The organism is Methylibium petroleiphilum PM1 (assembly GCF_000015725.1).
Lineage (GTDB): Bacteria > Pseudomonadota > Gammaproteobacteria > Burkholderiales > Burkholderiaceae_C > Methylibium > Methylibium petroleiphilum.
The window spans coordinates 3,090,519-3,103,965 of sequence record NC_008825.1; the positions used below are offsets into that span (position 1 = coordinate 3,090,519).

Genomic DNA, 13,447 nt, shown 5'->3' on the forward strand with positions numbered 1-13,447 from the left:
GCCACCATGCTGCCGCTGCTCCGCGTACTGGCGAGCGAGCCTGACGCCCTCGTCGAGCACGCGGCGGCGTACGCGGATCTGGCGAGCGACGAGCTGCAGGAGCTGCAGGCCCATTGGGTGCGGCGGCTGCTGTGGCTCGCCGTCGCCGCGGTGGCTGGCCTCGCGGCACTGCTCCTCGGCGGCGTGGCGCTGATGTTGTGGGCCGCGCTGCCGGCGATCGACGCCGGCCGCGTCTGGCTGCTGTGGGTGGTGCCGCTGGTACCCGGCCTCGTGGCGGTGTTCGGCGTGTTCACCGCACGCCGCATCGACGCGCGACCCGCTTTCGGCAACCTGCGCGCGCAACTGCGCGAAGACATGGCGATGGTGCGTGAAGGTCTCGCGCCATGAAGCCGGACGCCGCGCCCATCCCCCCCGAAGCCCTGACACCCATCGAGCGCCTGGAGCGCTCGCGCGCACGGTTGCGCAAGACCTGGGTCGGCAACCGCCGTGCGCCGCGGCGCGACCCACCTCGGTCCGCCTCGGAAACGAGGCCGAACGGCGCGGATGGTGGCGACGACAGCACGCTCGACGTGCTGGTCTCGATGCTGACGCGCTGGTGGGAGCGCCATCCGCTGCACCAGGTGTTCGACGTCGCCGCCGAGGTCGCGGCACCAGCAGCACGCAGCATCGTCGGTCCGCTGGCCGAACGCCATCCGCTGCGCCTGGTGGCGCTGGCTGCCGGGGCCGGTGCGCTGCTGATGGTCGTGCGGCCGTGGCGCTGGCTTCCCCAGGCCGCGCTGTCGTCGGTTCTGCTTTCGGCACTGTGGCCCCGCGGCGGTCCGTCGCGCTGGCTCAGCGCCGGGGGCCTTGCGACTCTGCTGGCGAACGGTGACCTGAGTCGGCTGCTGGCGAGCCTGGCGGGACAGGCCCCGGACGGTCCGATCTCCGATCGCGACGGACCGGAAGCCCCGGAGCAGGCTCCGGCCGCGGCGCCCCCCGCAGCCACGGCCACGGCCACGGCGGCCGCCAACGATCCCGACCCCGCACTCAGCGGCGACGCCGCAGACCCCCCTCCCCCGGCCGCCGCCGCAGCGCGCTGAAGCCGCGCGTGCCGAGGCACGCGTTCGTCGGACCGCCCCCTTCCTGTCTGACCCGCCTCGCGGACCGGACGCTCTCCGGCTCGGGTCGGCGTTCTCGCCTGCGGGCACGCACGACACCAAGGGTGCAACGCACGCACGCCGGGATGGCGCCGCGTCCTACAGGTCGTCGCGCCGGCTGCTGATACCTCGCGAACGCGCCGGTTTCTACAGTGTGGTCAACGGTGCAGGACGGTACCGATGTGCTCGACACCGATGCCGTTCACACCCCAACGATCGCCGACCCCACCATGAAATGCCGAGCCCTCCTCCTCACCGCGACGAGCCTGCTGATCGCCAGCACGGCTTCGGCGCAGGCCGGGTTCCCGGATCCGGCCGCTACCTCGATCGGCACCTGGTACGCCGTGCTGATCGCCGTGTTCGCCGTGCTGGTCGGCGTGGGCCTGGTCAGCAGCCAGCGCGACCAGCAGGACCACAACAAGCGCTCGGAATCGCAGCGTCGTTCCGACTCCGAGCACCCGCACAGCGGCAGCGCGGATGCCCGCACCCTGCGCCGCAGCAAGAACGAGGATCAGTGACACCGACCCCACCAAGGAGCTTTCGATGAACGATCCGAGCCTTCGCCATCTTTGACGCCAAGACATCCTGCGTGACGAGGAAGAGCACGCGGACGAGATGAAGGACCCGCCGGAAGGCGGCGTGCCGCTCGCGACAACCACTTCCACCCCGAGACCTCAGGAGAAACCACCATGAACTTCCGTACCCTGCTCATCGCGGCCGCCACGGCCACCACCCTCGTCGTCACCAGCGGCTGCGCGGTGCAGCGCGGCCAGTCGACCGTCGGTCAGTACATCGACGACGCCACCATCACAACCTCGGTGAAGGCCAAGCTCGTCGAGGACAAGACCGTCGACGCCAGCGCGATCAGCGTGGAAACGCTGAATGGCACCGTGCAGCTGTCGGGCTTCGCCAAGACCCCGACGGAGAAGGCGCAGGCCGAAGTGCTGGCGCGCCGCGCCAATGGCGTGAAAGACGTGAAGAACTCCATCGTCGTGAAGGGCTGACCCGCCCTTCATCTTTCTGCAACCCACCTGAAGGAGATCCACACATGAACTGGGACCGCATCGAAGGCAACTGGAAGCAGCTCAAGGGCAAGGCCAAGGAGCAATGGGGCAAGCTGACCGACGACGACTTCGACGTCATCGCCGGCCGGCGCGACCAGCTCGCCGGCAAGATCCAGGAGCGCTACGGCGTGGCCAAGGACGAAGCCGAGAAACAGGTGTCGTCATGGGAGCGCAGCGCCAAGGACGACTGGTTCACCGACGGCGGCAACTCGCCTCGCCACTGACCCGTCGATCCCGGGGCGCCACCGCCCCTCCCCGCGTTCCAGGACCGACATCCCCGAGCGCAGCGGCCCGGCCTCCCAGAGGCCGGGCCTTTGTCGTTCCGGGCCGCGCCCCGCGTCAGAGGGCGAGGAAATGCTCGCGGTAATAGGCCAGTTCGTCGATCGATTCGTGGATGTCCGCCAGTGCGGTGTGCGCCTGGGCCTTCTTGAAGCCGTCCAGGATGGCCGGCTTCCAGCGCCGCGCCAGCTCCTTGAGCGTGCTGACGTCGAGGTTGCGGTAGTGGAAGAAGGTCTCGAGCGCGGGCATGTCCTTCGCGAGGAAGCGGCGGTCCTGGCAGATCGAGTTGCCACTCATCGGCGACTTGCCGGCCGGCACGTACGCCTTCAGGAACTCGATCACCTGCCGCTCGGCAGCGGCCTCGTCCACGGTCGAGGCCTTCACGCGGTCGATCAGGCCGCTGCGGCCGTGCGTGCCCTTGTTCCACGCGTCCATCGCGTCGAGAACGGCATCGCTCTGGTGCACCGCGAACACCGGACCCTCGATGCGCACCGTCAGACCCGGGTCGGTGACGACGACCGCGATCTCGATGATGCGGTCGTTGAGCGGATCGAGCCCGGTCATCTCGAGGTCGATCCAGATCAGGTTCTGCTCGCTCTTGGCAAGCGGGGAGGAAGCGATGGCGGTTTCGGTCATGAGGGGATCCTTGCGAGCCGCTCATTGTCGGTCAACACGTACACTGATCCACCATGACGACAAGCATCCTGACCGTGCTTTTCGCGGCTTTCCTGGTCGGCTCCCTGCTGCTGCGGGTCTGGCTCGCCAGCCGCCAGATCCGCCACGTTGCCACCCACCGCCACAGCGTGCCGGCGGCCTTCGAAGCCACCGTGAGCCTGCAAGCCCACCAGCGCGCGGCCGATTACACGCTCGCCAAGCTGCGCCTGGGCCTGCTGACCACCGCCTTCGGCGCCGCGGTGCTGCTGGGCTGGACGCTGCTGGGCGGACTCGATGCGCTGAACGGCTGGCTGCTCGCCGAGGCCCGGCCCGCGCTCGGCGATCTGGGCTACCAGCTCGCACTGCTGGCGGCGTTCGCGCTGATCACCGGACTGATCGACCTGCCCTTCGAAGCCTGGACCACCTTCCGTCTGGAACAACGCCACGGCTTCAACCACACGACGCCCGGGCTGTGGCTGGCCGACCAGGCCAAGGGCGTGCTAGTGGGCGCGCTGCTCGGGCTGCCGATCGCCGCGCTGATCCTCTGGCTCATGGGCACAGCCGGCGCGACCTGGTGGCTGTGGGCCTGGGCCGTGTGGGTGGGCTTCAACTTGCTGGTGCTGGTGCTCTATCCGACCGTCATCGCGCCGATCTTCAACAAGTTCCAACCGCTCGAGGACGGTGCGCTGAAAGCGCGCGTCGAGGGGCTGATGGCGCGCTGCGGGTTCGCAGCCAAGGGGCTGTTCGTGATGGACGGCAGCCGCCGCTCGGCCCACGCCAACGCCTACTTCACCGGCTTCGGGGCCGCCAAGCGCGTGGTGTTCTTCGACACGCTGCTGTCCAAGCTGTCGCCGCCCGAGGTGGAGGCGGTGCTGGCGCACGAGCTGGGCCATTTCAAGCACCGCCACGTCACGAAGCGCATCGTCGCGATGTTCGCGCTCAGTCTCGCCGGCTTCGCGCTGCTCGGCTGGCTGTCGCAGCAGGTCTGGTTCTATGCCGGGCTGGGCGTGCGGCCCAGCCTCGATGCACCGAACGACGCGCTCGCGCTGCTGCTGTTCCTGCTGGTCGGCCCGGTGTTCAGCTTCTTCGTCACGCCGCTGTTCGCCAGCCTCTCGCGCCGTCACGAGTTCGAGGCCGATGCCTACGCCTGCGCACAGACCAGCGCCCGCGATCTCGGCGGCGCGCTGCTCAAGCTCTACGAGGACAACGCCTCGACCCTGACGCCGGACCGGCTCTACGTGCGCTTCTACTACTCGCACCCGCCCGCTTCGGAGCGGTTGGCCGCGATGGGAGCCCTGGCATGACGAAGCTGTCCGAACAGCATTGCCTGCCGCAGGCCGACGGCGCCATGACGCCCTACGAGATCGGCAAGCACCTGCAGACGGTGGTCGGCTGGTCGCTCGTCGAAGGTTCGATCGAGAAGACCTACAGCTTCGCGAACTACCACGAGACCATCGGCTTCGTGAACGCGGTGGCCTGGATCGCCAACCGCGAGGACCACCACCCCGATCTCGCCGTCAGCTACGACCGCTGCGCGGTGCGCTTCAACACCCACTCGGTGGGCGGCATCTCGCTGAACGACTTCATCTGCGCGGCGAAGCTCGACGCCCTGCTCACATGAAGCGCAAGGGGCGCGCTTGACCCGTCCGGTCGAGCTCGACCTGGGTCTCGTGGTGGCCGGGCACGGCCGGCACTACATCGTCGAGACGCCCGAGGGCCACCGCCTGATCTGCCATCCGCGCGGCAAGAAGAGCGCGCTGGTCGTCGGTGACCGCGTGCGCTGGCTGCCGGTCGGCGGCGACCAGGACGAGGGCGTGATCGAGCACCTGGAGCCGCGCCGCAACCTGCTGTTCCGCCAGGACGAGTGGAAGACCAAGTCCTTCGCGGCCAACCTCGACCAGCTGCTGATCTGGCTTGCGGTCGACCCGCAATTCAGCGAATCCCAGCTCACGCGCGCGCTGATCGCCGCCGAGTCGGCCGGCATCGACGCGACCATCGTGCTCAACAAGACCGACCTGCCGGACGCCGCAGCCCAGCGCGCCCGCCTCGCACCCTACCGGGCGATGGGCTATGCGGTGATCGAGCTGTCGCTGAAGCACGCGTTCGACGCCGCGTCCGGTACGCTGAACGAACGGCTCGCTGGGCGAACGACGCTGGTGCTCGGCCCGTCGGGCACCGGCAAGAGCACGCTGATCAATGCGCTGCTGCCGGGCGCCCGAGCCCAGGTCGGCGAGATCTCGCAGGCGCTCAACTCCGGACGGCACACCACGACCACCACCCAGTGGTACTGGCTGGATCGCGCGACGAACAGCGCGCTGATCGATTCGCCGGGCTTCCAAGAGTTCGGCCTGCAGCAGATCGAGGCCCAGCAGTTGCCGGCCTACATGCCCGACCTGCGCGCCCATGCCGGCGGCTGCAAGTTCTACAACTGCACCCACCGCCACGAGCCGGGCTGCGCGGTGATCGCCGCGGTCGAGCGCGGCGACGTCAGCGCCAGCCGCTGGCGCATCTACGGCGACCTGCTGGACGAGCGGGCGCGCACGCGCTGGTGAGACGCCGGCGCCGCCCTCAGACCATCGCGAAACCCTCATAGCCCTTCGCGACGATGTCCTCGCAGGTGGCCTTGTAGGCCGGGAAGCCCCCCAGGTACAGCAGGATCTGCCGCGGCTTGCCCGGCACGTTGGCGCCCATGTACCAGGAGTCGGCTTGCGTGAAGAGCGTCTGGTTGCCGACATCGGTGACGTGCTGGCACCAGAAGTCCTCGATCGCCTGCGTCGGCTCGATGGCGACACGGCCGGCCTTGCGCACGTCCTCGATGGCCCGCACGATCCATTCGACGTGGTATTCGTTGCCGAGGATCATGTTGAACAGCACCGACGGGCTGCCCGGGCCGGTGGTGACGAACATGTTCGGGAACCGGGCACTCATGATGCCCAGCGCCGTGCGCGGCCCGCCCTTCCACTTGTCGCCCAGCACCTCGCCGCCGCGCCCGCGAATGTCCATGTTGCACAGCGTGCCCGTCAGCGCGTCGAAGCCGGTGGCCGTGATCAGCGCATCGAGTTCGTGGAAGCGACCGTCCTGCGTGGTGACGCCACTGGCGGAGAACTTCTGGAACGGTGTGGCGCGAAGGTCGACCAGCGTCACGTTGTCGCGGTTGTAGGTTTCGTAGTAGTCGGTGTCGGCGCACAGGCGCTTGGTGCCGAACGGGTAGCCCTTGGGTACCAGCATCTCGGCCACCTTCGGGTCCTTGACCTTCTGGCGGATCTTGCGGCGCGCGAACTCGGCGAGCGTCTCGTTGGCCCGCGGATCGACCAGCAGGTCGACATACGAGGTGTAGAAGCTCAGGCCACCCATCGCCCAGCGGGCCTCGTATTCTCGTTCGCGCTCCTCGGGTGTGGCGTCGAGCGCGCGGTTCGGGTTGACCGGGAAGCGCGAGATACCGAGGATGGAGTTCCATTCGCGCTGGCGCAGGTCGGCGTACTCGGCCTTCTGAACGCGACGCTGCTCGTCGTCGAGCGGATGGTTCCAGGCCGGGATGCTGAAGTTCGGTGTGCGCTGGAACACCGTCAGGTGCTTGGCCTGCTTCGCGATGTGCGGGATGGCCTGGATGCCCGACGAGCCGGTACCGATGATGCCGACGCGCCGGCCGCTGAAGTCGACGCCGCCGCGCGGCCACGCCGCGGTGTGATAGCACTGCCCGGCGAAGTCGTCGATGCCCTCGACGTCGACCTGCTTGGGCGTCGACAGGCAGCCGGTCGCCATGATGCAGAACTGGGCCGAGACCGTCTCGCCGCGGTTGGTCGTCACCGTCCAGCGGCTGGCCTTCTCGTCGAAGTGCGCCGACGTGACCCGCGTCTCGAGCTGGATGTCTCGCCGCAGGTCGAAGCGGTCGGCCACGTGGTTGATGTACTTCAGGATGTCGGCCTGGTCGGCATAGCGCGCCGGCCAGTCCCACTCCTGCTGCAGCTGCTCGTCGAAGGAATAGGAGTACTCGATGCTCTCGATGTCGCAGCGCGCGCCGGGATAGCGGTTCCAGTACCAGGTGCCGCCGATGCCGTCGCCGGCTTCATAGACCCGCACCGAGTAGCCCTTCTTGCGCAGCAGGTGCAGTGCATAGAGGCCGGCGAAGCCGGCACCGACCACCACGACATCGAGTGTGGTCGGCGCGCCGCGACCCGCCGAACCCGAGGAGGAGCTTGCCTTGTCCATTGCTGTTGTCCCTTTCCTTGACGGTCACTCGACGGCGCACACAGCGCGTCGATCCTGAACGGATCATCGCGACGCGTGCCGCCGGCCGCCCCCACCCGCAGGCTAGTTTTTGGCCGATGCACGGGCTAGTGGTTTCCCGTAGGCCTCGGCAGAACGGCGGGCCGAAGGGGTTTGCACCGCAGCAAACCTCAGGCTGCGTAGGCAGAATCTCGGCGCCGACATCGACCCCGTCTCTCCTCCGGTTTCCCGCCCTTGAAGATCGCCGTACCGGCCGGCTTCGTGCCGCTGCCGCTGAACCACAAGATCCTGCCTCCGCACGCGCACCGCCATGCGGTGGAGCGCAGCGCGCTGCTCGCACGGCTGTTCCGCGATGTCGCCGAGCGCGTGGTGGTGTTCCAGGGCCCCGCGGGGCACGGCAAGACCAGCCTGATGCTGCAGGCGCAAGCCGCCAGCGCGAGCGGCGGCGCCCTCACCGGCTGGCTCTCGCTCGACGAGAGCGACAACGACATCCGCCGGCTGCTGGGGCATCTGCAGGCGCTGCTGACCGTGCTGGGCTCGCAGTCGCCCACTCCGCCGAACGAGGACTACGCCGGAAGCGCCGGCACCATCACCCCGCGGTCCGACTGGCTGATCGGCCGGCTGCTCGAACTCGGCCGGCCGGTGGCCCTGTTCCTGGACGACCTGCACGCGATCACCGACCCCGGTGCGCTGCGGCTGCTGCGCGAACTGATCACGAACGCGCCCGACCGCATCCGCTGGTTCCTGGCGAGCCGCGTCGTGCCCGAAGTGGGCCTGCCGCGGCTGGTGGTGGGCGACGAGGCGCTGGTGGTCAGCGCCGAGGACCTGCGCTTCTCGCGCGCGGAGATGCGCCACGTGTTCGACGCCGACCGCGGTCTGAGCGTCAGCGACACCGAGCTCGACGCCATCTTCCGCGGCACCGAAGGCTGGCCCGCTGCGGTGCAGCTGTACCGGCTCGCGCTGGGCTCGGCCTCGGTGCGTCACTCGCTGGCCAGCGGGTGCGGAGGCGCACCGCGCGAGGTGGCCGACTACCTCGCCGAGAACGTGCTCGGCCAGCAGCCGCCGCCGGTGCAGGACTTTCTGCTGCAGACGTCGGTGCTGTCGCGCATGTCGGCCGCGCTGTGCGACGACGTGCTCGGCCGCAGCGACGGGCAGGAGATGCTCGCCTCGCTCGAACGCGACGGGCTGTTCGTGCGGCGGCTGGAATCAGGCGAAGGCTGGTTCACCTACCACGCGATCTTCGCGAACTTCCTCCAGGAGCAGCTGGCGCGCACGCAACCCGAGCACCGGGTCGCGGTGCACCGCCGTGCCGCGGCCTGGTTCGAGTCGCAGGGCCAGCTGGAAGAAGCGCTGCACCACCACCTGAGCGCCGGTGACGATGACCGCGCCTGCGAGGTCTTCGACCACTGGTCCGACGCGCTGGTGCCGGACGGTCACTTCGCCACCGTCGACCGTTGGTCACACCGCCTGCCGGCCGATGCCGCCACGCGGCGCCCGGGCATCGCGGTCAAGCTGTCTTGGGCCTTCACGTTCCTGATCCGGCACGAGCAGCTGGCGCCGCTGCTGCCGGTGTTGCGTGCCAACCTGGCACGACGGCTGATCGAAGGCGACCCGCGGCTGGCGCTGTCGATGGCCGCCGTCCTGCAGGACGATCCGGCCCGCGCGCTGGAGTACGTGGCGCATACCGAGCACCGCGAGCCGACGTCCAACCGCTTCCGCAATTTCGAGCTCGCCGCCGGCCACAACGTGCGCGGCTTCGTCGGCATGATGCGCGGCGAGTTCGGCCCGGCGCTGCACAGCCTGGCGCAGGGCCGCTCGCTCAGCGAGCGCTCGAATGCGACCTTCACGCTGGCCTACTCGCTGGTGCACTCGGGCCTCACGCTGGTGGCGCAGGGGCAGCTGCCCGAAGCCGTGGAGCACCTGCGCGGCGCGATCTCCGACCGGCGCATGGTGCTGGAGGAATCGGTCTCGAAGGCCTGCCTGGCCTGTGCGCTGGTGATGGCGCTCTACGAAGCCGACCAGACCGGCGACGCGCTGGCGCTGTTCGAGCAGTTCCACGACATGATCGTCGAGGCCTCGCTGCATGACTACCTCGTGGTCTGCTATCGGGCGGTCGCCCGCATCCGCGACCAGCGCGGGGAGCTCGCGCTCGCGCTGGAGACTCTGGAAGAGGCCGAACGGCTGAGCTACAACGGCCGCTGGCCGCGCGCCGTGCAATTGATACAGGGCGAGCGGGTGCGCCGCGAACTCGTCGCGGGCCGCGTCGATCGGGCGCAGACGCTCGCCGCCCGCCTGCAACCCGAGAGCCGCAGCGACACCGACGACTGGGTGCGGTTCTCGGAGGAGACCGACGGCCCGCGCATCGGCCGCATCCGGCTCGATCTGCATGCGGGCCGCGCGGCCCAGGCGCTCGACGAGATCGGCGCCTGCCTAGCGGCCGCACAGCGCCAGGGGCGCGTGCACCGACAGATCCGGCTGCAGACGCTGGCGGCGCTGGCGCACCACAGTCTGGGTCAGACGCGGCCGGCGCACCGCTGCCTGCAGTTGGCGCTGGAACTCGCGGCGCCCGGCCGTTACGTGCGCATGTTCCTCGACGAAGGCCCGGCACTGGCGGCACTGCTGCGCGCCCATGCCAACCTGCCGGCCGCAGCCCCCGAGAACGGCGCCGAGGCCCGCGCCCTCCTGGGACGGCTGATCGAGGCCAGCGGCACCGCGCCAGCCCCTGCGGACACCCCCTGGCGCGCCGCGGCGCTGGAACCCCTCACCAAGCGCGAGCACAAGGTGCTCGCGATGCTGGTCGACTACCAGTCGAACGAGGAGATCGCCAGCGCGCTGTGCGTGAGCCGCGACACCGTGAAATTCCACGTCCGCAACATCTACTCGAAGCTGGGTGTGAAAACGCGGCTCGAGGCCATCCGCGTCGTGAAGACATCGGACACCACGGGCCGCTAGCGCCGCTTCACTTGGCCGGGCCGGGATTGGCCTTCAGCCAGACTTCCATCTCCTCGGGCGACACATAGCCGTCCTTGTTCGTGTCGATCTGGGTCCAGTCGCGCCCACCGGTTGGCTGGGCCGCGGACTTGGCCTGGGTCGCTTTGGTTTCCGGTTTGGCGGCCGGCGCGTTCTGCGCCAGCGCGACGGAAGTGCCCAGCATCGGGCCGATGGCGATGATCAGGGTGCGCAGCAGGCTCATGCAGGTCTCCTCTTGAAGGGTTGCAAGAAGCTGTCCGATCGATCGGACAGCGGTTCGGCAGCAAGGCGCCGGACCTCAGCCTGACAAAAAACTGACAGCATGGAAATGGGAAAAATTCCTGTCCTCCCGTGCCGAGCGCACCTGCAGAAAGAAAAAAGGCTGCCTCTCGGCAGCCCTCATTCCGCAAAGCGCCTTGCGGCACTCAGCGACCGTCGCGTGATCCGAAGCGCGAAGCGCCCTCACGGCGCCCGCCGCCGAAACCGCCGCCCGACGGGCGGCCACCACGGCCCTGACCGTGACGCTGGCCCGGCAGCGGCTTGGCCGGACGCGGACGCTGCGGCGTGGGCTCCAGACCGACGATCACGCTGGCCTCGATCGGCTGGCGGGTGAAGGCCTCGATCGCACGGATCTTGCCGCGCTCGCGGTGCTCGGCGATGGTGATTGCGGTACCGCTGCGGCCGGCCCGGCCGGTGCGGCCGATGCGGTGCACGTAGTCTTCAGCCTTCATCGGCAGGCCGAAGTTGATGACGTGGCTGATGCTCGGCACGTCGAGGCCGCGCGCCGCCACGTCGGTGGCGACGAGCACGCGCACATGGCCGTCACGCACGTTCTGCAGACGACGGTTGCGCACCGCCTGCGGCATCGCGCCGTGCAGCGCGACGGCCGAGTGGCCTTGCTGCTGCAGCGCCTCGGCGATGGCTTCGGTGTCGACCTGGGTGCTGGCGAACACCACGGCCTGGTCCACCTCGGCATCGCGCAGCCAGTGCTCCAGCAGCGCCTGCTTGTGGCCCATGTTGTCGGCCCAGTGCAGGGTCTGGGTGATGTCGCTGTGCACGTCGTGTGCGGTCGCCAGTTCCAGGCGGCCGGGCGAGCGCATCAGCTTGCTGGCCAGCGCCATGATCCGCGGCGCGAAGGTGGCCGAGAACATCATGGTCTGGTCGCGCTGGGCGGTGGCGTCGGCGATCGCCGCCAGGTCCTCGGCAAAGCCGAGGTCCAGCATGCGGTCGGCCTCGTCGACCACCAGCACCTGCGTCGCGTCGAGGCGGATCTGACCACGGCTGTGCAGGTCGAGCAGGCGGCCGGGAGTGGCCACGACGAGTTGGGCGCCGCGCAGGTCGAACAGTTGCTTGCCGAACGGCATGCCACCCACCACGGTGGCGATGCGCAGGCCGCGCGCGGCGTCGCGCAGCGGGTGCTGCTTGGCTTCGGCGCGCAGCGCTTCGCCCACGCCGCGCATCAGGTCGATCGCGTCGGCGGACACCTGCTGGGCAAGTTCGCGGGTCGGGCACAGCACCACGGCGCGCGGCGTCGCGACGCGGGTCTGTTCGGCGGCACCGGCATTCAGCAGGCGGTGCAGCACCGGCAGCAGGAAGGCCGCGGTCTTGCCGCTGCCGGTCTGGCTGCTCACCATCCAGTCGCCGCCCTTCAGGGCAGCGGGGATGGCTTGTTCCTGCACGCTGGTGGGCGCAGTGAAGCCGAGCTGGGTCACGGCATGCAGCAGCGGAGCGGCAAGACCAAGGGATTCAAAATTCGAAGCAGTCACGAAGCATCCCCGCCGGGTTGCCGGCGGGTCCGTCATCGCCGCATGCAGAGATGCGGCAGGTTGGTCCAAAACACATCGACCAACAGACGGACTGCACTGGGTGCAATGGCCCCGATGGGAAACGGGTGGGGCCGGACTGGTGACGATGCACTGACCCTCGGGGCCCGCGGCGCGGGTGAGGGAGGCTGCTTTTTGCAGCGCAGCAAGCATTGTCGCACATCCCGCCTGCCCGTGCCGAATTCGGGCGCGCATGTCCCCGGGTGGACAGGCCGCCGGCGGGCAATTCCTACAATCGAATCGCCTCCTCCCACCACTCCCCGCCTGTCCTGCGATGACGACCTTCCCGTTCCTCGAAGCGCTTGGCCACGGCATCACCGCGATCGACACCGGCTTCATGCGGCCTCGCTTCGATGCGGCCTATCTCGTCGTCGAAGGCGGCCATGCCGCCTACGTCGACAGCGGCATCAACGACGCGCTGCCGCGCCTGCTGGCCGCGCTCGACGTGCAGGGCCTGGACCGCGGCGCGGTCGATTACGTGATCGTCACCCATGTGCACCTCGATCATGCCGGCGCCGCCGGCCTGCTGATGCAGCAGTTGCCGAACGCCCGGCTGGTGGTGCATCCGCGCGGCGCGCCGCACATGATCGACCCGAGCGCACTGGTCGCGGGTGCCAGCGCGGTGTATGGAGCCGAGGAAGTGGCCCGTACCTACGGCACGGTGCAGCCGGTGCCGGCCGAGCGCGTGCTCGCCAGCCACGACGGCATGGTGCTCGACCTGGCGGGCCGGCCGCTGCTGCTGATCGAGACGCCCGGCCATGCGCGACACCACCATTGCATCTGGGACGAGCGCAGCCGCGGCTGGTTCACCGGCGACACCTTCGGCCTGTCGTATCCGGAGTTCCGGACCCCAGGCGGTCGTTACGTCCTGCCGACGACGACGCCGGTGCAGTTCGAACCCGGGCCCTTGAAGACCTCGATCGCGCGCATGCTCGAGAAGCGCCCGGACTGCATGTACCTCACCCACTACAGCCGCATCGACGAGGTCGATTCTTTCGCCGAGCAGCTGTTCGAGCAGATCGATGCAATGGTCGCACTGGCGCGACCACTTGCGACGGCCGGCGATCGCGATCAGCAACTGCGCCACGGACTGGCACAGCTCTATCGCCGGAGACTCCGGGCGGCTGGCAGCGTGCTTTCCGATGCGCAGATCGACGAGTTGCTGACGGTGGATGTCGAGCTCAACGCGCAAGGCCTCGGCGTGTGGCTCGATCGCGAAGCGCGCAACGCACAGGCGCCCGCCCCCGGCGCACGCTGAACGCCGGCGGCAGCCCCCACCGTGACGGACCTCACG

At 69.2% G+C, this 13,447-nt stretch carries 14 protein-coding genes; 10 read left to right on the top strand and 4 right to left on the bottom strand.

Going from position 1 to position 13,447, the window contains the following annotated elements:
- The first annotated feature begins 6 nt into the window (after positions 1–6).
- From MPE_RS14660 to MPE_RS14680, 5 genes are all read left to right on the top strand, one after another.
- Complete coding sequence (locus MPE_RS14660; protein WP_011830488.1) at positions 7–387, top strand: hypothetical protein; 381 nt, start codon at positions 7–9, stop codon at positions 385–387.
- On the top strand, positions 384–1,079 hold the full coding sequence (locus MPE_RS14665) for a hypothetical protein (protein ID WP_011830489.1): 696 nt from the start codon (positions 384–386) through the stop codon (positions 1,077–1,079). The genes MPE_RS14660 and MPE_RS14665 overlap by 4 nt, the downstream gene beginning before the upstream one ends.
- Before the next feature lie 239 nt (positions 1,080–1,318).
- Positions 1,319–1,654, top strand: coding sequence for a hypothetical protein (locus tag MPE_RS14670; protein ID WP_011830490.1), 336 nt, complete (start codon positions 1,319–1,321; stop codon positions 1,652–1,654).
- A 171-nt stretch (positions 1,655–1,825) separates the two neighbouring features.
- On the top strand, positions 1,826–2,140 hold the full coding sequence (locus tag MPE_RS14675) for a BON domain-containing protein (protein ID WP_011830491.1): 315 nt from the start codon (positions 1,826–1,828) through the stop codon (positions 2,138–2,140).
- A gap of 44 nt (positions 2,141–2,184) precedes the next feature.
- Positions 2,185–2,424 carry a CsbD family protein gene (locus MPE_RS14680; protein ID WP_011830492.1) on the top strand — a complete coding sequence of 80 codons (240 nt, stop codon included), beginning with the start codon at positions 2,185–2,187 and terminating at the stop codon, positions 2,422–2,424.
- A gap of 115 nt (positions 2,425–2,539) precedes the next feature.
- On the opposite strand, the gene orn is transcribed toward MPE_RS14680, so the two are convergent.
- The gene (gene orn, locus MPE_RS14685) at positions 2,540–3,115 is read right to left on the bottom strand and encodes an oligoribonuclease (RefSeq protein ID WP_011830493.1); all 576 of its coding nucleotides are present in this window, start codon (positions 3,113–3,115) and stop codon (positions 2,540–2,542) included.
- 53 nt (positions 3,116–3,168) lie between these two features.
- Between orn and MPE_RS14690 the strand changes: the two genes are divergently transcribed.
- The 3 genes from MPE_RS14690 to rsgA are packed head-to-tail and all read left to right on the top strand — an operon-like array spanning position 3,169 to position 5,685.
- Entirely contained in the window at positions 3,169–4,437 is a 1,269-nt protein-coding gene (locus tag MPE_RS14690) for a M48 family metallopeptidase (RefSeq protein WP_011830494.1), read from the top strand.
- On the top strand, positions 4,434–4,754 hold the full coding sequence (locus tag MPE_RS14695) for a 4a-hydroxytetrahydrobiopterin dehydratase (RefSeq protein ID WP_036231951.1): 321 nt from the start codon (positions 4,434–4,436) through the stop codon (positions 4,752–4,754). Before MPE_RS14690 ends, MPE_RS14695 begins: the two co-directional genes overlap by 4 nt.
- A 16-nt stretch (positions 4,755–4,770) precedes the next feature.
- A complete protein-coding gene (rsgA, locus tag MPE_RS14700) occupies positions 4,771–5,685 on the top strand; it encodes a ribosome small subunit-dependent GTPase A (RefSeq protein WP_011830496.1) in 915 nt (304 codons plus the stop codon).
- A 16-nt stretch (positions 5,686–5,701) separates the two neighbouring features.
- On the opposite strand, the gene MPE_RS14705 is transcribed toward rsgA, so the two are convergent.
- Positions 5,702–7,342 carry a flavin-containing monooxygenase gene (locus tag MPE_RS14705; protein WP_011830497.1) on the bottom strand — a complete coding sequence of 547 codons (1,641 nt, stop codon included), beginning with the start codon at positions 7,340–7,342 and terminating at the stop codon, positions 5,702–5,704.
- A gap of 252 nt (positions 7,343–7,594) precedes the next feature.
- On the opposite strand from MPE_RS14705, the gene MPE_RS14710 reads away from it, so the two are divergent.
- Positions 7,595–10,312: a winged helix-turn-helix domain-containing protein gene (locus MPE_RS14710; protein WP_011830498.1), complete on the top strand. Its 2,718-nt coding sequence runs from the start codon at positions 7,595–7,597 to the stop codon at positions 10,310–10,312.
- A gap of 7 nt (positions 10,313–10,319) precedes the next feature.
- Here the strand turns inward: MPE_RS14710 and MPE_RS14715 are convergent, their stop codons facing one another.
- Both MPE_RS14715 and MPE_RS14720 read right to left on the bottom strand, forming a co-directional pair.
- Positions 10,320–10,553, bottom strand: a complete 234-nt coding sequence (locus MPE_RS14715) for a hypothetical protein (RefSeq protein WP_011830499.1) — start codon at positions 10,551–10,553, stop codon at positions 10,320–10,322.
- 202 nt (positions 10,554–10,755) lie between these two features.
- Positions 10,756–12,096 carry a DEAD/DEAH box helicase gene (locus MPE_RS14720; RefSeq protein WP_375136157.1) on the bottom strand — a complete coding sequence of 447 codons (1,341 nt, stop codon included), beginning with the start codon at positions 12,094–12,096 and terminating at the stop codon, positions 10,756–10,758.
- Between the two features lie 250 nt (positions 12,097–12,346).
- On the opposite strand from MPE_RS14720, the gene MPE_RS14725 reads away from it, so the two are divergent.
- A complete protein-coding gene (locus MPE_RS14725; RefSeq protein ID WP_237706329.1) occupies positions 12,347–13,411 on the top strand; it encodes an MBL fold metallo-hydrolase in 1,065 nt (354 codons plus the stop codon).
- The last annotated feature ends 36 nt before the right edge of the window (positions 13,412–13,447 follow it).

Coding starts and splice junctions, on each gene's coding strand:
- MPE_RS14660 (WP_011830488.1), top strand. CDS start 7: ATGCTGCCGCTGCTCCGCGTACTGGCGAGCGAGCCTGACGCCCTCGTC.
- MPE_RS14665 (WP_011830489.1), top strand. CDS start 384: ATGAAGCCGGACGCCGCGCCCATCCCCCCCGAAGCCCTGACACCCATC.
- MPE_RS14675 (WP_011830491.1), top strand. CDS start 1,826: ATGAACTTCCGTACCCTGCTCATCGCGGCCGCCACGGCCACCACCCTC.
- MPE_RS14680 (WP_011830492.1), top strand. CDS start 2,185: ATGAACTGGGACCGCATCGAAGGCAACTGGAAGCAGCTCAAGGGCAAG.
- orn (WP_011830493.1), bottom strand. CDS start 3,115: ATGACCGAAACCGCCATCGCTTCCTCCCCGCTTGCCAAGAGCGAGCAG.
- MPE_RS14690 (WP_011830494.1), top strand. CDS start 3,169: ATGACGACAAGCATCCTGACCGTGCTTTTCGCGGCTTTCCTGGTCGGC.
- MPE_RS14695 (WP_036231951.1), top strand. CDS start 4,434: ATGACGAAGCTGTCCGAACAGCATTGCCTGCCGCAGGCCGACGGCGCC.
- MPE_RS14705 (WP_011830497.1), bottom strand. CDS start 7,342: ATGGACAAGGCAAGCTCCTCCTCGGGTTCGGCGGGTCGCGGCGCGCCG.
- MPE_RS14715 (WP_011830499.1), bottom strand. CDS start 10,553: ATGAGCCTGCTGCGCACCCTGATCATCGCCATCGGCCCGATGCTGGGC.
- MPE_RS14725 (WP_237706329.1), top strand. CDS start 12,347: ATGTCCCCGGGTGGACAGGCCGCCGGCGGGCAATTCCTACAATCGAAT.